The sequence below is a fragment of the Nocardia cyriacigeorgica GUH-2 genome (genome assembly GCF_000284035.1).
GTDB classification, from domain to species: Bacteria; Actinomycetota; Actinomycetes; order Mycobacteriales; family Mycobacteriaceae; genus Nocardia; species Nocardia cyriacigeorgica_B.
On sequence record NC_016887.1, the window covers coordinates 5,913,251 to 5,932,234 of the forward strand.

Consider the following 18,984-nt stretch of genomic DNA (forward strand, 5'->3'; position numbering starts at 1 on the left):
CGGATCCCCCGAGTGCGGCCAAGCGTTCTCCGCCTGCGGCCGAACATCCTGCGCATGCGTCCGAGCGAACTCCGCTTGCGACCCAGCACTCTCCGGGTGCAGCCGCGGATCCTGCGAGTGGGGCCGCGCGTGATCCGGCTGGACCGGCAGGCGCTGGGTCAGGTGTTCCGGCGCCGGCTCGGAGTGGCCGGGCGCACTCGGCGACGAGGGGGCGGATGGCATGGGCAGGCGCAGGGTCGCGCGGTCCAGAGGCGAGGTCGCACGTCCGAATCCGGGATCGGGTGCGGGGCGATCGGCGGCGGGCCGATTCGCCGGGGGCATCTCGCCGGACGGTGCACCGGCAGGTCGCTCGAGATCGCGCGGACTTTGGGTGTTTAGACCGGGAGCCGCCGGTGAATCCTGGGGCTGCGGGTGCCGATGGTCACTGAGTGACTGTTGGGGCCGCTGCGGTTGCTGAGGCTCCTGCGGCGACTGAGCCGACTGCGCCTGCTCGGCCTCCCTGCGCTGCTGTTGCTGCTGGGCGCGGGCCGATTCGAGGAACTGACGGAGCCCGCCGGTGGTGGGCTGGGTACGGCGGGCGGGCTCGGATCTCTCGCCGCGTCCGGTGTTCGACTCGCCGGTCACGAATCGTCCTCCCCACATCGGGTTACAAGTTCTCGCGCGGTGCGCGCGCTCGCCCAACGATAACGGTCGGGGTCGGCCACGTCAGTGCCGCACAGATCACACTGGATCGCGATCCAGCAAACCGCGGGCAAAGTTGCAGTTCGCACACCAAAAGGCTCCGTGCAGTTGCCGGGTCGGGGGTCTGGCAACTACACGGAGCCGATCTGTCTATCGGTGCCGCATTCGCCGCGTTACACCCGCCTGCCACATCAATTTCCTCCGGCGCGGGACAATCGGGCACGACCAGGGGTGACGACGAACGAGGAGATGATGGCATGCAGCTGGGAATGATCGGCCTCGGCCGGATGGGCGCCAACATCGTGCGCCGGATCGTCGCCGACGGGCACACCGCCGTCGGATATGAACGGCACGCGCCGCTCATCGACGAACTCAGCGCCGAGCTGGACGCCGCGTTCTCCGGCACCACCGATCTGGCCGAGTTCGTCTCGCGCCTGGAAACCCCGCGCGTGGTGTGGGTGATGATCCCGGCGGGCGCGACGGGCGCGGTCATCGATCAGGTCGCCGAACTGCTCGAGCCGGGCGACATCATCATCGACGGCGGCAACAGCCGCTATCACGAGGACATCCAGCGAGCCGAGCGGCTGAGCCCCAAGGGCATCCACTACGTCGATATCGGCACCTCCGGCGGGGTCTTCGGGCGCACCCGCGGCTTCTGCCTGATGATCGGCGGCGAGGCAGGCCCGGTGAAGTACCTGGATCCGCTGCTGCGTTCCATCGCGCCCGGTGTGGACGCCGCGCCGCGCACACCCGGCCGCACCGGCGAGCCCTCCCCCGCCGAGCAGGGCTATCTGCACTGCGGTCCGGCCGGTGCCGGGCATTTCGTGAAGATGGTGCACAACGGCATCGAGTACGGCGCCATGGCCGCCTACGCCGAGGGCCTCAACATCCTGCACAAGGCCGATTACGGCACCGGATACGACGGCGGCGCGCATTCGGCCGAGGAGACTCCGCTCGAGCACCCCGAGTACTACCGCTACGACATCGACATCCCCGAGGTGACCGAGGTGTGGCGGCGCGGTTCGGTGGTCGCCTCCTGGTTGCTCGATCTGACCGCCGCCGCCCTGCACGCCGACCCGAACCTGGACTCCTTCGGCGGCCGCGTCTCCGACTCCGGTGAGGGCCGCTGGACCATCGACGCCGCCATCGACATCGGCGTCCCGGTCCCGGTGCTCTCGGCCGCGCTGTTCCAGCGCTTCTCCTCGCGCGGTGAAGCGCACTACGCCGACAAGATGCTCTCGGCCATGCGCAAGGCCTTCGGCGGGCACAACGAGCTGCCGCAGGAGTGAGAACCGCAACCACTTCCGCGACTTGCGCGTCGGCGGTCCGCCCGCGGGTAACCGGGTTATATTCGGCGCGACCGGCCGGCCGGGTGATCAGGATCATCCGCGGTTGCGCGTGCGGATCGACGCCGCCCGGGTGTCGACTCTGAGTACCGAACGACCGCCGTGCCACGGCGGGAGGCTAGGAGGCTGGTTCTATGCTGCGGGAATTCCTGGACAAGGGTGTCGTGTCGGCGCTGGATCGCGCCGCGCACGCGCAGGCGCCGGTGGTGGCGAAGTACGCGTACTGGCTGCGCGACCGGCATCCGGAGGAATCGCCCGAGCAGATCGTGCGCCGGCTGGAGCGGCAGTACCTGGTCGCGGTGACCGCGAGCGGTGTTGGCGTGGGTTTGAGCGCGGCGGTGCCCGGCGTGGGCACGGTGGTGGCCCTGTTCGCGACCGGCGCCGACACGCTGGTGTTCCTGGAAGCCTCGAGCGTGCTGACCACGGGAGCCGCCGCCGTCTACGAGATGTCGCCGCAGGACGTGCTCGACAAACGCCTGGTCTCGGCGGTGGTGCTCGGCCAGGCCGGGACGAAGGCGCTGGGCCAGACCGCGGGCCACGCGGCCGGTAAATGGGCCGACGCGCTCGGCAACTGGATCCCGGGCCTCAACCGCATGGACGACTCGCCCATGAAGCGATTCCTGGTGCAGTTCATGGTGAAACGCGGCGTGCTCATGTTCGGCAAGGTGATTCCGGCCGGTATCGGCGCGGTGATCGGCGGCGTCGGCAACAACGCGCTCGGCCGCAACGTCATCGCGAACCTGCACAGCACGCTGGGGCCGGTACCAACGCCGGAACCGGCGCCCGCCACCATCTGAGACTTATGTTTCGGTTCGGCGGACGCGACGCAGCAGCGTAGTCCGCCGCTGCACCGCGCTGGCCTGCCGCGACTTTCACGCCTCCCGGCTGCGCACCCACGCGTACCCGAAACCGAGCGTGAAGCCGAGGTGCACGACGAGAAACACCGCCGCGAGGTCACGCGCCTCACCACTGATCACGCCCCAAATGTCATTGGCGGCAACGGCACCGAAGCCGACGATATTCGCCAGCACCACCGTCCCCCGCACCGCCACCGCCTCCGCATTACGCGAGGTCCAGTTCAACACCGCGATCCCCAGCAGCGGCCCACCCAACAGCCGAAGCAGTGCGATCAGTTCCGGCGAAGCATCCTCCGGCACCGCCCCGACGCCGAACTGCGACGGCACGAAGATCAACGCCAGACCGACGCCCGCGAGATAGATCGCGGTGATGACGAAAAGCGGCTTGAGCATACGAGCACCTCGGGAGGAGACTGCGACGAACTCAGGATCGCAGAAAACGATCGGCCAGGCAGGCCAACTGTGCTTGAACAGCGTCCGCTCACGAACCCGAACCCGCCATTGCCTCCGGGATCGCGGTCTGTCGCGCTCAACCACCGCAAACCCGCTGTAGCGGACACGGCGCTGGTTGTCGAGGTCGTGTCGCCGACCACCATGACCGCCCACTTGGTCGACAAGCGCGCCGAGTACGGGCGGTTCGGGATTCCGGCCGCATCGGCGTTACCACCTTGTGATCTTTCGCATGGTGCAGGCTGCCGAAATCGACGGCAATGCGCGGCGCGGCGATGCTGATACGGTCGCCATTACCAGGCGATCTCCTTCCGATTCCGCGGAATCCGCGGACGTCACCCGCGGCGCGTGGCATGGTTGCATTTGCCGGTCAGGGTGTGTTTACCTGCTCGTAACCTGCTGGGCTGTCGGGGCCGGGTGGTGATCGATCGGTGTTTCGGCATCCGAGCCGGTCAGTTCGGAATGTGGCTATCCGCGGGAAATGTGCTGTCACATCGCGCATTTCTTGAATTCGAGATCAAGAAATCGAGCGTGCGGAGAGGAAGGCTGAACGGCTGATGCGTATCGGAATGGTGCTACGCGCGGCGGTGGTGCTGCTCGCGGCCGCGGTCGGACTGGGCCTGGCCACGGCGCCTGCGTCCGCCGGCGAACTCGACCGCTATCTGGATCTGCCGCTGGTGAACCGCAATGCCGAAGCGGGCCCGGGCGGGGTGCATCCGGATCTGCCCTACGACGCGGCTCAGTTGCGCGGCCTGCTCGATCAGGCCCGCGCCGAGGGCGTCGCCCCCACGCGCTACGCCGCGCTGCTCTACCAATACTGGCTGGTGGACGCCACCAACAAGGCCGGAATCGACCTGCGGACGTGGGATCCACGCGCCGGCGTGGAGGCCAACCGGCAGAACCTGATCAGGTCCTACCGCTACTACGAAGACCTGCAACTGGCCCACCGCGAACTGCAATGGGCGGGCATGGGTGGCCAGGTCGGCGCCGACTTCGGTGGCGGCCTCATCGACTTCGAGCTGATGAGCAACATCTACTCGCTGCCCGGGCTCTCGGAATCGGCGCGCGGTGTGATCGCCGCCGTCGAACAGGCAGCGGGCCCGCAGGCGGTGGCCATGCTGCCGCGTGGGCTGGCCGCGCTCGCCGAGGCGGGACCGCGAATCGCCCCCGAGGACTTGCACTACATCATCGGGATGATCCTGGTGATGCAGAAGAACATCTTCTCCGATCTGATGCCGATGCACGACGCCTACGTCACCGGCGGGCTGCCCGCCCTCGAGGAATTCCAGGCCGCGGGCCTCTTCGGCGCCGACATCATGAATGCCTGGCGCGGCATCGCCTCCGGCGACCACGACCGCATCGCCGACGGCAACGCGACTCTGCTGCGGCGTGAACAGGAATGGGCCATCGGCGCCCAGTGGGACAAGGTGCGCGCGTACAAGGGCGCGGTCGGCGAGGCCATCACCTACGTCAGCGGCGCTGCCGGTTCACCGTCGGTCGCCGGGGTGGCGCCACCGCGGGAATTCAATCCGGTGCGGATTCCGTTCACCATGGCCGACGGCAGGCCCGCCCTGTTGACGATGCCGCTGCCGGATTGGAACTGGTCGGTGCTGGATGCCCGCTGGGACTACATCACCTCCGAGCTGCTGCCCAAATACAAGTGGCAGGTCGAAAACAATTGGCCCGCATTGGAAGCGGTTATGCGCACGCCGTACGAAATCCAAATGGAATCGCATCGCCCGCTGCTGAATATCCCGCAGCTGCTGGATTCGGCGGTGCGGCAGATGAAGGTGACGCCGGTCGGCGCGGAAATGGCGGTGAATTGACCATGAAGGCAACACGATTCACGCGACCGTCCCGGTTCCGTGCCCTCACCGCGCTGTCCGCGGCCGCGGTGACGCTGTTCGCCGGTGCCGGCATCGCTTTCGCCCAACCCGAACCCGAGCAGCCCGCGCCCTTCGTCCCGCCGCGCACGCCCGGACTCGGCGAGGTGTTCAACGGGTATGTGATCGGCACGCTCCAGGGCGCCACCCTCGCCTCACCGCAGGAAGCCTTCCAAGCGCTGCTCGCCAACGACCCCTTCTATCAGGAGCCCCCGCTGACCGGCGACGAAAAGCCGGGCACAGTGCTGAAATCCAAGAAGGTCGACGTCTTGTTCTCCGGCGTGAAGCCGGCGAACCTCGATGCCTACAAGCTGATGTACGTCACCACCGGCGTCGACGGCGTCACGCCCGTGATCAGCACCGGCATCCTGATGATCCCGGTCGACGGTAAGCCGAACGACCAGCGCAAGCTGATCTCCTATCAGGAGGCCAACGACAGCGTCGGCGCGTCCTGCCATCCCAGCACCCAGTGGACCGGCGGCGACCCGCTCGACGGCGCGTCCTGGTCGGCGCTCGGCCCGCTGGCCATGCTGTTCGGCAAGGGCTACGCGGTGATGATCTCCGATGTCGGCAATGACGCCGACCGCAAACCGCACGGCGTCTTCGCGGGCAAGTTCGCCGCCCACGCCCAGCTCGACGGCGCCCGCGCGGCTCTGAACTTCCGCGAGGCCGGACTCGACCCCAAGGCCCAGGTGGGTCTGTTCGGTATCGCCGGTGGCGGCGTCGGCGCGGGCTTCTCCGCCGAACTCCAGCCCACCTACGCACCGGAGCTGGATGTGAAAGCCACGGTGCTGGAAGGCATGGTGGTGAAGCCGCGCAACTTCATGCGCGTGGCCGACGGTTCGGTGGGCTCCGGCTTCGCCTTCGCGACCCTGCTCGGGCTCGAGCCGTGGTATCCGGAGATGAAGATCGACGAAAAGCTCAATCCCGCAGGCAAAGCCATCGCCGATTTCTTCCGCACCCAATGCCAGACCCCGGCCTACTTCGGCATGCCGTTCGTCCCGCTGAACATGCTGTTCAAGTCGGGCCTCAACCCCGCCGACGAACCGGCCTTCCAGCACGTCTACGACGACAATGTCCTCGGCCACGCGGGCACGCCGGAATCCAAGGTGCTCATCACTTCGTGCGCGGCAGACGATTCGTTCATGTCCCTGGTCCCGGCCGCGGACTCACGTGAGCTGGCCGATATCTACCGTTCCAAGGGGACCGACGTCACCTATGCGCCGTCCAATTGCAGCATGGTCCGGATGATCACCGATCTTTACGGTTGGGGCACCGATCTTTTCGGGATGCAGACCATTGATTGGCTGGATGCGCAGTTCGATTGACGGGTGAGCGCCGCCCGGCCGGGTGATGGTGGCCGGGCGGCTCACGCGCCGGTGCGACGGCAATCCATATCGGCCTGCGGCAGTTCGCCGTCGAGCAGAAATTGGTCGACCGCAGCTCCGATACAGGGATTCTGGAGCGTGAGAACACTGTGCCATCGCGTATCGCGCAGGGTGACCAAGCGAGACGCGCTCATCAGCCGGCGCATGGACTGCGCACCCGAGTAGGGAGTGCGGATATCGCCGTCGGCGTGCAGCAGCAGTACCGGTACAGAATGCTGGATCCGAGTCGGCGGCTCCAACGGTGCGGGCCAGAATGCGCACGGCGCGATGTTGTTGGCAAGCGGTCCGAAGATCGGCCACTCGATTCTGCTGCGTTCGATATTGCCCCAGTACCACTCCGGATCACGCGGTGCGGCGACGTCGCCACACTTGATAGCCATATGCGCTTCGAACAGGCCGCCAGACCCGACCCATCCGCGCATCACTTCCCACAGCGGGATCGGTTGCACGGCATGGCCGTCACCCACGGCGCGAAGCTGCTGGATCAATTCGGCCAATTCGGCGGTGTACATCGGATACGACAGTGCGAGATTCAGTACGGTGAGCAAGTTGTCGTCGTCGACGCTCAGTCCAGCGATCTCGATCGGCCGCTGCGCCACTCGCGCAATGAGGTCCCGAACCGTGGTCAGCACCGCCCCGGTACTGTCACCCAGCTGAAACTGCTGCTGTTCGGCAGCCACCGTTTTCGCCCATTCGGCCAACGCGGCCTCGGTGGCTGGGCCCGAATCCTGGAACAGGCCCAGCCAGTAGCGTTCCGGGTCGACCACGCTGTCCAGCACGATCCGGTCACTGTGCTCCGGGAACATCTGGGTGAACACCGCTCCCAGGTAGCTGCCGTAGGACGGCCCGTAATAGCTGATCTTCGACTCGCCGAGCACTCCACCGATCATCCGCATATCGCGCGCGGTATTGCGGGTGTTGATGTGCGGTAGCGCCGCGCCCTCCGCCCCGATGCACAGCGCGGCCAAGTGCGCCGCGCGCTGGACATTGCGGTCGAAGGAGGCTCGATCCGGACCTGGCTGGGCATCGCCGCCCGGTACACGGCCTGCCGGCCATCCACAGGCGACCGGCGCCGACCGGCCGACCCCGCGCGGGTCGAACCCGATCAGGTCGTAGGCCGCCCGCACCTCGGCCGACAGCCCACTGCGGACCCCCTGGCCAGGATTCAATGCGGGCACGCCCGGGCCACCGGTATTGGTCAGCAATACCCCACGCCGCCGGGCCGGGTCGGTCGCGGGCATGCGTGAAATCGCGAGGCCGATCGTCCGCCCACCCGGCGCGCTGTAATCGAGCGGAACCCTGATCTCCGCGCATTCGCCGCGCACCGCGGCCAGATCGGGGTCCGGACACGCATGCCAGACCACGCGCTGACGCTCGAACGGCTCGAGTCCGGCCCCCGCGCCGACAAGCTCGGCCCCCGCTCTGGTGAGTCCCGGCTCCGCTCCGCCCAGTCCAGGCCCGGTCCGGGCAAATCGCGCTGCCGCGTCGGTGATTCCGGAATCCGCCCAGATTGATCCGGCTCCCGAGCCGATAGATCCGGCGCCGAGCCCCACGGCGGTCGCGAGAGCCGCGCCAACGGTGACAAACGCAGCACCGCGATGAAACCACCTGGCGTGCATATGAATCCCCTCCTGAAGGAAGGTTATCGCGGGTGCTGCGTCGGGACAACGAGTCGCGTTCCGGATCGAGCGCAGCCGAGCTCGCCGGGCAGACCTTGTCGTTCATTCCGGCTGTCGGATCCGCACTGAGCGGGCATGATGAGGACGTTCCGTCCCGAATCGACCGCCGTCACCGAGGAGGTAGCCGGTGCTTCCCGTCACGTACTCGATGAGTGTCTCGCTGGACGGTTTCATCGCCGGACCAGACGACGACATCAGCTGGACGGCCCCGGAGCCGGAGATCTTCCGCTTCCACATCGAGCAGACCCGCAATCTGGCCGGGCTCGTGTGCGGCCGCAAGTTGTACGAGGCGATGCTGGTGTGGGAGACCGCCGAGCAGACCATGACCGACGAGGACGAGCTGGAGTTCGCCCGGATCTGGCGCCCGATCCCCAAGGTGGTGTTCTCGAAGACCCTGGATTCGGTGCAGGGCAACGCCCGCCTGGCCACCGACGATCTCGCCACCGAGCTCGCCCGGCTCCGCGATCAGCCCGGCGACGGCGTGGTCGAGATCGGCGGCGCCACCCTCGCCGCGACCGCCATCGCCGAGGACCTGATCGACGAATACCGCCAGTTCGTCTACCCGATCATCGTCGGCGCCGGCATCCCGTTCTTCCCGCCCCGCGCCAAGTCCCTCGAACTGGAGCTGGTCGAGTCGCGAGCCCTGAGCCCGACCGTCGCCTACCTGCGTCACCGGCGCAAGCGCTGAACCGGACATGCCTGCGAGCCGCAGGCACGCCGCCTCGCGGCAACCGCCGGTAGCCGCGATATCGCCAAGGTCAGTCAGCGAGTTCGGCCCGCCTGAAACGGAGCTCGCGTTCGACCCGACGCAGGGGAAAGGCAAATCGGCAGTATATTGCCGATTGCCGCCGTCCAGGACCGCTGGAGGTAGCGATTTCAGACAGATCGGCAAGATTCTGCCGATTTATTCGTGAGCCTGCGACTGCGTCTCGGTTCCGAAGTTCGCCGGGTAACTCCCGCCGACGCGAAAAAGGGGTGGCACCCGGCGCATTGCCGGATGCCACCCCTGATGCGAGGTTCCGCGTAACCGCGGAGCGGGTCAGCGCTCCAGGATCGCGACGACGCCCTGGCCGCCGGCGGCGCAGATGGAGATCAGCGCGCGGCCCGAGCCCTTCTCGGCCAGCATCTTCGCGGTCGAGGCCACGATGCGGCCGCCGGTGGCGGCGAACGGGTGGCCCGCGGCCAGCGAGGAGCCGTTGACGTTGAGCTTGCTGCGGTCGATCGAACCCAGCGCGCCGTCCAAGCCGAGGCGCTCCTTGCAGTACTGGTCGGACTCCCAGGCCTGCAGGGTGGCCAGCACGACCGAGGCGAAGGCCTCGTGGATCTCGTAGTAGTCGAAATCCTGCAGGGTCAGGCCGTTGCGGGCGAGCATGCGCGGCACCGCGTAGGTGGGCGCCATCAGCAGGCCGTCGGGGCCGTGGATGTAGTCGACGGCGGCGACCTCGGAGTCCACCAGGTGCGCGAGCACCGGCAGGTTGCGCTCGGCGGCCCACTCGTCGCTGGACAGCAGCACCGCGGAGGCGCCGTCGGTGAGCGGGGTGGAGTTGCCCGCGGTCATGGTCGCGTCACCGGCCTTGACGCCGAAGACCGGCTTCAGGGTGGCCAGCTTCTCGATCGAGGAGTTCGGGCGCAGGTTGTCGTCGCGGGTCAGCCCGAGGAACGGGGTGATCAGGTCATCGAAGAAACCGCGGTCGTAGGCGGCGGCCATGTTCTTGTGCGACAGGTAGGCCAGCTCGTCCTGGGCCTCGCGAGCGATGCCGAACTCCTTGGCGGTGATGGCGGCGTGCTCACCCATCGACAGGCCGGTGCGCGGCTCGGCGTTGCGCGGGATCTCGATGCCGAGCATGCTCGGGCGCAGCTGGCCGACCAGCTTGAGGCGATCCTTGTTGGTCTTGGCGCGGTTGGCGTCGAGCATCCACTCGCGCATGCCCTCGCTGACGCCGATGGGCGCGTCGGAGGTGGTGTCGGTGCCGCCGCCGACGCCTGCGTCGATGCGGCCGGCCGCGATGGCGTCACCCACGGTGACGATGGCCTGCAGGCCGGTGCCACAGGCCAGCTGCAGGTCGTGGGCGGGGGTGTAGGGGCTGAGCTTGCTGCCGAGCACGCTCTCGCGGATCATGCCGTGCTCGCCGACCCGCTTGAGCACGGCGCCGCCGACGACCATGCCGAGCCGCTCGCCCTGCAGGCCGAAGCGGCTGACCAGGCCGTCCAGGGCGGCGGTGAACATGTCCTGGTTGGAGGCGTGGGCGTACGCCTTGTCGGAACGAGCGAACGGAATCCGGTTACCGCCAACGATCGCGACCGGACGCGGCTGCTTGGTGGTCTTGGCCGGGCTCTTCGTCGAACGGGCTTTGCTAGTCACTCGAGTCTCCAAGGTCTCGTCGGGATCTTCCGGCGCGCCCCGGTGCCGGTGCGGAACCCCTCCACACGTCTCGGCGCCGGTCGCAATCGGTTTACATTAAACTTACTCTGGAGTAAGTTTGTTGTCGATACCGCACCCCGCAATTGTGCGCTCGCGCACCTCACCGATGGTGGTGGTTCCGCTGGTCGGGCACCCTAGGGAGAGAGAACGAGCGCAAACCGGGGGGACGCACCGACATCCACATCGAGCACAGAAAAGGTGGGAATAGTGGCAGCCAAGAGCAAGGGTGCACCCAACCTCTACGGATCGTTCGTCCATTCCGCCCCCGGCGCCTTCCTCGCGAGCAAGCTCGGCCTGCCGCAGCCGGAAACCCTGCGGCGCTACGTCAAGGGCGAGCCCGCGCTGCCCGGTCCGGTGCTGCTCGGCGGTAAGGGCCGGGTCGCCGAACCGATCCGCGCCCTGCTGACCGACTACACCTTCGCCGATGCCCCCAGCCAGGGCACCAAGTACGGCGCGCTGGTCTTCGACGCCACCGGCATCGGCTCCATCGAGGATCTGTCGCAGCTGTTCGAGTTCTTCCAGCCGGCCATGCGCAGCATCGCCGCCTCCGGCCGCGTCGTCGTCATCGGCACCACGCCGGAACTGGCGTCGAGCGTCGACGAGCAGATCGCCCAGCGCGCGCTCGAGGGCTTCACCCGCAGCGTCGCCAAGGAACTGCTGCGCGGCGCCACCGCCCAGCTGGTGTACCTGCACCCGGAGGCCTCCGCCGCCGCCACCGGCCTGGAGTCGACGCTGCGGTTCCTGCTCTCGGCCAAGTCGGCCTTCGTCGACGGCCAGGTCATCCGGGTCGGCAAGGACGACGCCGTCGCCCCCGCCAGCTGGGACCGCCCGCTCGAGGGCAAGGTCGCCGTGGTCACCGGCGCCGCCCGCGGCATCGGCGCCACCATCGCCGAGGTCTTCGCCCGCGACGGCGCGCAGGTGATCGTCGCCGATATCCCGGCCGCCGGTGAAGCGCTGTCGGAGACGGCCAACAAGGTCGGCGGCACCGCGCTCGCGCTCGACGTCACCGCGCCCGACGCCGCGCAGAAGCTGGCCGAATTCGCCACCGAACGCTTCGGCGGCATCGACATCATCGTGCACAACGCCGGCATCACCCGCGACAAGCTGCTGGCCAACATGGACGAGGGCCGCTGGAACTCGGTCATCAACGTCAACCTGGCCGCGCCGCACCGCATCACCGAGGGCCTGGTGGCCTCGGGTGCGCTGCGCGCCGGTGGCCGCGTGATCGACGTGTCCTCCATCGCCGGTATCGCCGGTAACCGCGGCCAGACCAACTACGGCGCGTCCAAGGCCGGCGTCATCGGCATGGTCAACGCCGAGGCGCCGAAGCTGGCCGAGAAGGGCATCACCATCAACGCCGTCGCCCCCGGCTTCATCGAGACCGCGATGACCGCCGCCATCCCGCTCGGCACCCGCGAGGCCGGCCGGCTGATGAGCTCGCTGCTGCAGGGCGGCCAGACCGTCGACGTCGCCGAGACCATCGCCTTCTTCGCCAGCCCGGCGTCGAACGCGGTGAACGGCAACGTGGTTCGCGTCTGCGGTCAGAGCCTGATCGGAGCATGATGACCGAGACCATCACCCTCACCGAACCGCCGAAGAACGGCAAGCTGTACCTGAAGGCAGCGCTCGGTTCGGTGCCGTTGCCGCTGGTCTCGGCGCGCAAGCCGACGCTGCCCGATCGCGAGATCAAGCTCGACGGCGTGCGGGTCGACCCCGATCACCTGGCCGCCTACTGCCGGGCGACGGGGCTGCGGTTCGGTGATTCGCTGCCGCTGACCTACCCGTTCATCCTCACCTTCCCGGTGGTGATGCAGCTGGTTGTGCAGCGCGACTTCCCGTTCGTCGCGGTGGGCGCGGTGCACGCGGAGAACGTCATCGAACGCACCCGCGAGATCTCGGTGAGCGAGCCGCTCGACATCACCGCCCATATCGAGAACCTGCGCGAGCACCCGAAGGGTCTGCTGGTCGACGCGATCAGTGAGATCCGGGTGGGCCGCGAGCTGGTGTGGCGGCAGGTCACTACCTTCCTGCACCAGCAGCGCACCTCGCTCTCGGGTGGGCCCAAGCCCGAGCCGAAGCCGGACGAGGTGCCGCCGCCTCCGCTGCGTACCTTGCGCGTCGATCAGCCGACGATCACCCGCTACGCGGCGGCCTCGGGCGACCACAACCCGATCCACACCTCCGCGCTCGGCGCGAAGGCCTTCGGTTTCCCGAAGGCGATCGCGCACGGCATGTGGTCGGCGGCAACGGTTCTCGGCTCGATCGAGGGCCGGATCCCGGAGCAGGTCACCTATGCGGTGAAGTTCGGCAAGCCGATCTTCCTGCCGTCCACGGTGAACCTGTACGCCGACCCGGCCGACGGCGGCTGGGACCTGGCGCTGCGGCACCCGAAGAAGGGGTACCCGCATCTGACGGCGACGTTGCGCTGAACCGGATTCGATAGGAGCCGCGCACCTTTCGGGGTGCGCGGCTCCTTCGGTTCGGGCATTGGCAGCAGCCTTGCCACCGCGGGTTGCGTGCCGTGGCGGTGGACAGGCGATGCACGCACGCCGGGCAGCGCCGTTCAGCAGTCGCACCCGCATCCGTCGCAGCAGCCACCGCAACATCCGCCACCCTCGCCACCACCGCAGCAGCTGCCGCAGTTCGAGCAGCAGTCGATGCCGTCACAGCAGTTGCCGAGATTCTCCTTCCACCAGGCGGGTTGGCGTTCGCCGGTGCAGGGGTTGGTGTGGTCGGCGCAGCACGCGTATCCGGTGCAGTAGATGCCGAGGACGGCGGGTATGGCCTCGCCGATACCGGGGCGGCGGCGGGTCGGCGGGCGATGGCGGGTTCCGGTTCGGCGTCCGTGGCGGCTTTCAGCCGACTCGCGTGGTGCAACCGAGCAGGCGTGTGCCACGACGCCCGCGCCGCGCCCGATGCGGCGCACCAGCGCGTGCAGCGGGTCGAGCAGCATCCACCGGACGGCGGGCTGCTCTCCGAGATCGGTCGCCGCGATGGCCGCGCGCAGACGCGAATCCGACTGGTGCAGCAGGTCATATGCCTGCGGCATTCCGGTGCCGGTGGCGGCGAGCGGGTTGAACCGGCCGCGTTCGAGGTCGGACTCGTAGTCCTCGATGGCGTCGGCGAGGTGGGCGATGTGGCCGAAATGTTTGCCGGCCTCGCGCAGCGGGGCAATGTTGTCCGGCCGGTCAGCGAGGACCGCCGAGTGGGCGAAGAATTCTGCGACGCACAGCTGGGTCGGCTCGGTCAGCTCGTCGAGGGTCAGCAGGTGTGCGCGACGTTCGCGATCGGATTGCGAATCGAGCGCCGCGACAAGCGGTTCCACGTCGAAGCCGATCAGCCGCGCCTGGCGCCGGGCGGCGTCGGCCCAGCGGGTCGACATCGTCGTCATCGGACGACGGGTCAGTGCGGCGGTGTCACGATCGTCGACGTGGTCGCGGATCTCGGCCGAGCCCAACAACAGTGACGCCGTCGACGCCAGCATGATGCCCTTCGAATCGGCCGTGGCCACCTGCGCGCGCCGCATCCCACGCAACGCGCACCGCCCGGCGGTGGTTCGTTCGCCCGGGCCGTCGAGTTGGGCCTCGGTGAGCATGCTCAACACGATCGCATCGGTATTGGTGGCGCTGCGGGCGAGTTGCCCGTGCCCGTCGCGCAGGCCGAGACACAGCCCGCACATGTGCGCCTGCCACTGCCCCGGATCCACCCCGTATTTCGCCGCGCTGTGCGCACACGGCTGCAACAACCCGAACAAACGTCCCCTCCCGCAAATCCTGCCGAGATCCCCGGCCCCGTAGAACGCCCCGAACTCTCGCACCAACCGCGCCGCACAGCAACTCCGCCGCCGCCCGCGCCACCTCAGACACAGCCCTCCCGAGCGCTACATGGCTGAGGCATTTCGCGAGTAGCGCCCTCGCTCATGTAGCGCTCGTGGGCTATTCGGCTTTCTTGCGCCCTGCCAGGCCGCTCCAGGCGAGGTCGTCGAGGAGGTCGACGGCCTTGGACACTTCGATGCGGCCGGTGGCGACGCGGTCGGCGATGGCCTCACCGGCGCCGATGACGGCGGCCGCGACGACGTCGAAATCGGTGCCGGGGTCGGCGTGCTTGGCGCTGGATTCGAGCAGTTTGGCGGTCAGCTCGATGACGCGCTCGCGGGCGTTCTCGATCTCGGAGGCGAAGGCTTGCTGGCCGATGGCCTGCCGGTAGAGCACCTGCCAGGAATGCCGGTTGTGGTCGACGAAACCGAGGAAGCCCTCCAGCGCGGTGCGCAGCTGTTCGTGCGGGGACAGCAGCGGATTTCCGGCCGGGGCGACCGATTCGATCAGCCGCAGGCCCTCGCGCTGAATGCAGGCGCGGAACAGTTCGTCCTTGGAGCCGTAGTAGAGGTAGAGCATCGGCTTGGAGATCTTGGCCTCGGCGGCGATGGCGTCCATCGAGGTCTCGTGGAAACCCTTACGCGAGAACACCTCGACGGCGGCGTCGAGCATTTGCTGCTCACGAACCGCCCGGGGAAGTCGCTTCGTTCCGCCCGCCATCCGCTCTCCTACTACAGGGTGAGCACCCTATATTACTCCAAGGTAAGTTCTTGGTGGACAGATTTGCCCAGCAGTCGCTCAGATCGGGTCTTTCCCGCCGAGACTCTCAGCAGTGCAGGGGCGCGCCCTTGAACCAGGCCATCCGCAAGACCGAGGCGTCCACCTGGGCGATCGGCAGCCGTCCGCTCCACACGGCCTGCTCCAGCCGGTCGAGCACCTGGGGGACGGCGTCGGTGGTGATCCACAGCGCGTTGTCGGCACCGGCCACGAGTGCGGCCTCGACCGCTTCCGGAATGCTCATGCGGTCGGTGATTGCCGCCATGCCGCCCAGATCATCGGTGAAGATCGGTCCGTCGAAGGGGGCGGCGCCGTAACCGGTGCCCTTACGCAGCAGTTCCATCGCGGCGGGGCTGATGCTGGCGGGCACGTTCGGCTCGGTCAGGCCGGGCACATCCAGATGGCCGACCATCACCCCCGCACCCGAACCCACCAGATCGCGGAACGGCACCAGATCGCGATTCTGCAACTGATCCAGCGGCGGCGTGCGCACCGCACCCAGATGCGAATCACCGGAACCGGCGCCGTGCCCGGGGAAATGCTTCATCACGGTGCCGACGCCGACCTCACGCATGGCCCGGATATAGGCGCCCGCATATTCGGTGACGACCATCGGATCATCGGAGAACGACCGGTCGCCGATGACGGAATTGTCCGGCTGACTGCTCACATCGACGTCGGGCGCGAAATTCACCGTCACGCCCAGGTCTTTGAGCGCCTTACCCCGCTCCAGCGTGGCGGTGTAGAACTCCTCGGTGGTCATCGTCTTCGCGGTCTGCCGGGCCGAGGGCGCCGGGCCGATCAGATCGCTGACCCGCGAGACGCGCCCGCCCTCTTCGTCGATGGTGACCATCAGCGGCGCATTCGCCGCCGCCTTCACCTGCTCGACCTGACCGTCGGCCAGCAGCGACTCATCGGTCCAACCGCCGATGAAGATGCCGCCGACCTGGTGATCACGCACCACGGCCAGCGCATCGGCGGTGCTGTTCACGCCGACGGTGAGCAGCTGGGCCAGCTTCTGGCGCGGGGTGAACTTCGCCAGATAGTCGGCCGAGCAGTCACGCTCGGCGGTGGTGGTGGCGCCGGGCGTTGGCGCGGAGGTCGCATTGGTGGCGACCGGGCGCGTGGTGGTCGAATTTCCGGCGTCGCCACCGGAACAACCGGTCGCGATGGCAGCCAGGACCGCGAACAGGACGAGAGGCGTCTTGCGCATGTAACGACGGTAATCCGCGCGCACGGGTCGGCGGTAATCCACCGGTCAGTGCGCCCGCGCGGGAGCCGGTCGGCTGCCGGGTCCGGGAGTAACCTGAGGACGTAGCCAGGAGACCACCGGGAGGTCGCCGTGCCCTGCGATCTGATGCTCATCGCCTACGACGGGTCCGACCACGCCAAGCGGGCCATCGAATACGCCGGCCGGTTCCTCACGGCCAATCGCGCGGTGGTGCTCACCGCGTGGGAACCCATGGTGCGCCAGGCCGCCCGCATCTCGGGGCTGTCCGGGGTGATGCAACCGGAATGGGTGCCCGACGAGGAGATCGAGGACGTCGCCTACGTCTCGGCCCGCGAAACCAACCGTGAGGGCGTGCGCCTGGCCGAACTGGCCGGACTCAACGCCGAGGCCAGAACCGCCGAATGCACCTCGACGATCTGGAACGCCATCGTCGAATGCGCCGACGAACTCGACGTCGACATCATCGTGGCGGGCACGCGTGGGGCCACCGGCATTCGGGCGCTGCTGCACAGCAGCGTGGCGGACGCGGTGCTCAAACACTGTCATCGGCCGGTATTCCTGGTTCCGCCGGAGAAGTGAACCGTCCCCGATGAGATCTACGTCGCCCCGGCGGACGTAGCTCCCCAACTCGGGGAAATCCGGGGCTACCGTCGGGCTATGGACGGGTTCTTGCTTGCCGCCCCGGACGGTGTGGTCCGGGCGCACGACACGCGCGCCACCTTCGATGACGCACAGCAGGCGGTTGCCGCCCTGCGCGACGGAACGGCCGCGATGGTGGTCGGTGCCCTGCCCTTCGACCCGCGGGAACGGGCGGCATTGAGCGTGCCGGGGCGGGTGGAGCACACCGCGGGTCCGTGGCGGCCGGCCGCCGTCCCCGAGCTACCGCCGGTCAGCGTCATCAGTGAGCTGCCGAGCAAGGGTGAGCACCTGGCTCGGGTGGCGAAGCTGGTCGAGCAGCTCGGCGATCCGCGTCAATCGTTGCGCAAGGTGGTGGCGGCGCGTTCGGTACTCGCCGCGGCCGATGCGCCGTTGGATCCGGAGGTGGTGGCGGCGCAATTGCTGATCCGGCATCCGCGCGCCCACGTCTATGCGGTGGACCTGACGCCGGCCGGACGCGCGGGCGAGACGCTGGTAGGCGCGACGCCGGAAGTGCTGGTCTCCCGGCACGGCAACACCGTCACCCTGCATCCGCTGGCGGGCACTTTGCCCCGGCTCGCCGATCCGGACGCCGACGCGGTGCAGGCCCGAGAGTTGCTGGCCAGCATCAAGAATCGCGATGAGCACGCGTTCGTCATCGAATGGATCGCGGACAAGCTGGGCCCGCTGTGCACCTCGCTGACGATCCCGGAAGGTCCCGAACTGGTGCAGACCCAGCAGGTCTGGCATCTGGGCACGCCGATCACCGGCACGCTGCGCGATCCCGCGCCCACCGCCCTCGAACTGGCGCTGCTGCTTCACCCCACCCCCGCGGTGTGCGGGACGCCGACACCGGACGCGCTGGAGGCGATCATCGAGCTCGAAGGCGACCGCGGGTTCTACGGCGGCGCGGCCGGCTGGTGCGACGCGAACGGCGACGGCGACTGGGTGGTGGCGATCCGCTGCGCCGAGATCGCGGCCGACGGACTGTCGCTGCGGGCGTTCGCCGGCGGCGGGATCGTGGCGGCCTCCGAGCCCGGCATCGAACTGGATGAGACGACCGCCAAATTGCGCACCCTGCTCGACAGCCTCAATTGCGCACTGCCGACACAGTGAGTCCGGGCGCGACGCCCGTCACCAGCCGATCCGGAAATATCTTTTCGCTATAGCAGACCTGCGCATACGCGAATCCCGGAAGTCCTGCTAGGTTGGCCGGGAATACCTGCCTTCCGCGAAGTATTGGAGTGCCCCGATGAAGTTTGCTGTACCTGGTGCCGCTAGTGCGGTCGCCGGCGCCGTCCTGGGTGCGATCGCGGTGTTCATCATCACGGCGGCTGTGCAGCAGAACTCCCGCCCGGACATCGACCGCAGCGGCGACGCCGACTCCTCGCTGTTGAACAACGTCGAATACGGCAGCCGCTGATCAAGCCCCGGTTCACCGAGGATCGCTCGCGCGCGGCGCGGGCGATCTCCTGACCGTGGTGCGCGCCGATCCTGCGCAGCGCCACGGTCTGGACCCCCGCGAGACCATCGCGAGTCGGTCCTGCCCGCAGTCCGCGTTCCCGATCGATGCGACCCGGCGGGTCGCCGCGAACCGGTGGACCGCCGCGAACCGGTGGGCCAGCGCGAACCGCGGGACCGGCGCGACACGGTGGGCCGGCGCGACCCGGTGGGCCGGCACGAACCAGCAGACCAATCCGGATCAGCGTCCGATGCCGGCACCGAGCCACGATCAGCCGCCGGCAGGTTCACTCATGCTTCGGCTGCCCGCCGACGAGGTGCGCCGAGCAGACTGCCCCGCCCCGACGCTCGGTTGCCC

The 18,984-nt window shown here is 68.3% G+C and carries 16 protein-coding genes; 10 read left to right on the plus strand and 6 right to left on the minus strand.

The genetic code is table 11. The annotated features are described in order from the left end of the window. The first annotated feature begins 938 nt into the window (after positions 1–938). Together gnd and NOCYR_RS26580 are read left to right on the plus strand one after the other, a co-directional pair. Positions 939–1,970 (plus strand): phosphogluconate dehydrogenase (NAD(+)-dependent, decarboxylating), encoded by a 1,032-nt coding sequence (gene gnd, locus NOCYR_RS26575; protein WP_014353509.1) that lies wholly within the window; start codon positions 939–941, stop codon positions 1,968–1,970. 191 nt (positions 1,971–2,161) lie between these two features. Further along, positions 2,162–2,824, plus strand: a complete 663-nt coding sequence (locus NOCYR_RS26580; protein ID WP_014353510.1) for a hypothetical protein — start codon at positions 2,162–2,164, stop codon at positions 2,822–2,824. Between the two features lie 75 nt (positions 2,825–2,899). Here NOCYR_RS26580 and NOCYR_RS26585 read toward each other — a convergent pair whose 3' ends face one another. Beyond that, positions 2,900–3,421 (minus strand): hypothetical protein, encoded by a 522-nt coding sequence (locus tag NOCYR_RS26585; RefSeq protein ID WP_231855997.1) that lies wholly within the window; start codon positions 3,419–3,421, stop codon positions 2,900–2,902. 470 nt (positions 3,422–3,891) lie between these two features. Here NOCYR_RS26585 and NOCYR_RS26590 point away from each other — a divergent pair, with 470 nt between their 5' ends. Both NOCYR_RS26590 and NOCYR_RS26595 read left to right on the plus strand, forming a co-directional pair. Further along, positions 3,892–5,160 (plus strand): hypothetical protein, encoded by a 1,269-nt coding sequence (locus tag NOCYR_RS26590; protein WP_014353512.1) that lies wholly within the window; start codon positions 3,892–3,894, stop codon positions 5,158–5,160. Between the two features lie 2 nt (positions 5,161–5,162). Continuing rightward, the gene (locus tag NOCYR_RS26595; protein ID WP_048833752.1) at positions 5,163–6,545 is read left to right on the plus strand and encodes a lipase family protein; all 1,383 of its coding nucleotides are present in this window, start codon (positions 5,163–5,165) and stop codon (positions 6,543–6,545) included. A 41-nt stretch (positions 6,546–6,586) separates the two neighbouring features. Here NOCYR_RS26595 and NOCYR_RS26600 read toward each other — a convergent pair whose 3' ends face one another. Then, positions 6,587–7,969, minus strand: coding sequence for an alpha/beta hydrolase (locus NOCYR_RS26600; RefSeq protein ID WP_014353514.1), 1,383 nt, complete (start codon positions 7,967–7,969; stop codon positions 6,587–6,589). Between the two features lie 442 nt (positions 7,970–8,411). Between NOCYR_RS26600 and NOCYR_RS26605 the strand changes: the two genes are divergently transcribed. Then, on the plus strand, positions 8,412–8,972 hold the full coding sequence (locus tag NOCYR_RS26605) for a dihydrofolate reductase family protein (RefSeq protein WP_014353515.1): 561 nt from the start codon (positions 8,412–8,414) through the stop codon (positions 8,970–8,972). A gap of 351 nt (positions 8,973–9,323) precedes the next feature. Here the strand turns inward: NOCYR_RS26605 and NOCYR_RS26610 are convergent, their stop codons facing one another. Next, the gene (locus tag NOCYR_RS26610; protein ID WP_014353516.1) at positions 9,324–10,646 is read right to left on the minus strand and encodes an acetyl-CoA C-acetyltransferase; all 1,323 of its coding nucleotides are present in this window, start codon (positions 10,644–10,646) and stop codon (positions 9,324–9,326) included. 267 nt (positions 10,647–10,913) lie between these two features. On the opposite strand from NOCYR_RS26610, the gene NOCYR_RS26615 reads away from it, so the two are divergent. Both NOCYR_RS26615 and NOCYR_RS26620 read left to right on the plus strand, forming a co-directional pair. Next, positions 10,914–12,269 carry a 3-oxoacyl-ACP reductase gene (locus NOCYR_RS26615; protein ID WP_014353517.1) on the plus strand — a complete coding sequence of 452 codons (1,356 nt, stop codon included), beginning with the start codon at positions 10,914–10,916 and terminating at the stop codon, positions 12,267–12,269. Continuing rightward, positions 12,266–13,135, plus strand: a complete 870-nt coding sequence (locus NOCYR_RS26620) for a MaoC family dehydratase (protein WP_014353518.1) — start codon at positions 12,266–12,268, stop codon at positions 13,133–13,135. Before NOCYR_RS26615 ends, NOCYR_RS26620 begins: the two co-directional genes overlap by 4 nt. A 134-nt stretch (positions 13,136–13,269) precedes the next feature. On the opposite strand, the gene NOCYR_RS26625 is transcribed toward NOCYR_RS26620, so the two are convergent. The 3 genes from NOCYR_RS26625 to NOCYR_RS26635 all read right to left on the minus strand — a co-directional run bounded on the left by NOCYR_RS26625 (position 13,270) and on the right by NOCYR_RS26635 (position 16,511). After that, positions 13,270–14,460: a DUF5685 family protein gene (locus NOCYR_RS26625; protein WP_014353519.1), complete on the minus strand. Its 1,191-nt coding sequence runs from the start codon at positions 14,458–14,460 to the stop codon at positions 13,270–13,272. Positions 14,461–14,641: 181 nt separating this feature from the next. Then, positions 14,642–15,241 carry a TetR/AcrR family transcriptional regulator gene (locus tag NOCYR_RS26630; RefSeq protein ID WP_048833753.1) on the minus strand — a complete coding sequence of 200 codons (600 nt, stop codon included), beginning with the start codon at positions 15,239–15,241 and terminating at the stop codon, positions 14,642–14,644. A 106-nt stretch (positions 15,242–15,347) separates the two neighbouring features. Further along, positions 15,348–16,511: a glycoside hydrolase family 3 N-terminal domain-containing protein gene (locus NOCYR_RS26635; RefSeq protein ID WP_014353521.1), complete on the minus strand. Its 1,164-nt coding sequence runs from the start codon at positions 16,509–16,511 to the stop codon at positions 15,348–15,350. A gap of 129 nt (positions 16,512–16,640) precedes the next feature. Here NOCYR_RS26635 and NOCYR_RS26640 point away from each other — a divergent pair, with 129 nt between their 5' ends. The 3 genes from NOCYR_RS26640 to NOCYR_RS28725 all read left to right on the plus strand — a co-directional run bounded on the left by NOCYR_RS26640 (position 16,641) and on the right by NOCYR_RS28725 (position 18,588). Continuing rightward, positions 16,641–17,108, plus strand: a complete 468-nt coding sequence (locus NOCYR_RS26640; protein WP_014353522.1) for a universal stress protein — start codon at positions 16,641–16,643, stop codon at positions 17,106–17,108. Positions 17,109–17,186: 78 nt separating this feature from the next. Further along, entirely contained in the window at positions 17,187–18,281 is a 1,095-nt protein-coding gene (locus tag NOCYR_RS26645) for an isochorismate synthase (protein WP_014353523.1), read from the plus strand. A gap of 136 nt (positions 18,282–18,417) precedes the next feature. Beyond that, positions 18,418–18,588: a DUF2613 domain-containing protein gene (locus tag NOCYR_RS28725; RefSeq protein WP_014353524.1), complete on the plus strand. Its 171-nt coding sequence runs from the start codon at positions 18,418–18,420 to the stop codon at positions 18,586–18,588. Positions 18,589–18,984: the final 396 nt, after the last annotated feature.

Coding starts and splice junctions, on each gene's coding strand:
- gnd (WP_014353509.1), top strand. CDS start 939: ATGCAGCTGGGAATGATCGGCCTCGGCCGGATGGGCGCCAACATCGTG.
- NOCYR_RS26580 (WP_014353510.1), top strand. CDS start 2,162: ATGCTGCGGGAATTCCTGGACAAGGGTGTCGTGTCGGCGCTGGATCGC.
- NOCYR_RS26590 (WP_014353512.1), top strand. CDS start 3,892: ATGCGTATCGGAATGGTGCTACGCGCGGCGGTGGTGCTGCTCGCGGCC.
- NOCYR_RS26595 (WP_048833752.1), top strand. CDS start 5,163: ATGAAGGCAACACGATTCACGCGACCGTCCCGGTTCCGTGCCCTCACC.
- NOCYR_RS26620 (WP_014353518.1), top strand. CDS start 12,266: ATGATGACCGAGACCATCACCCTCACCGAACCGCCGAAGAACGGCAAG.
- NOCYR_RS26630 (WP_048833753.1), bottom strand. CDS start 15,241: ATGGCGGGCGGAACGAAGCGACTTCCCCGGGCGGTTCGTGAGCAGCAA.
- NOCYR_RS26635 (WP_014353521.1), bottom strand. CDS start 16,511: ATGCGCAAGACGCCTCTCGTCCTGTTCGCGGTCCTGGCTGCCATCGCG.
- NOCYR_RS26645 (WP_014353523.1), top strand. CDS start 17,187: ATGGACGGGTTCTTGCTTGCCGCCCCGGACGGTGTGGTCCGGGCGCAC.
- NOCYR_RS28725 (WP_014353524.1), top strand. CDS start 18,418: ATGAAGTTTGCTGTACCTGGTGCCGCTAGTGCGGTCGCCGGCGCCGTC.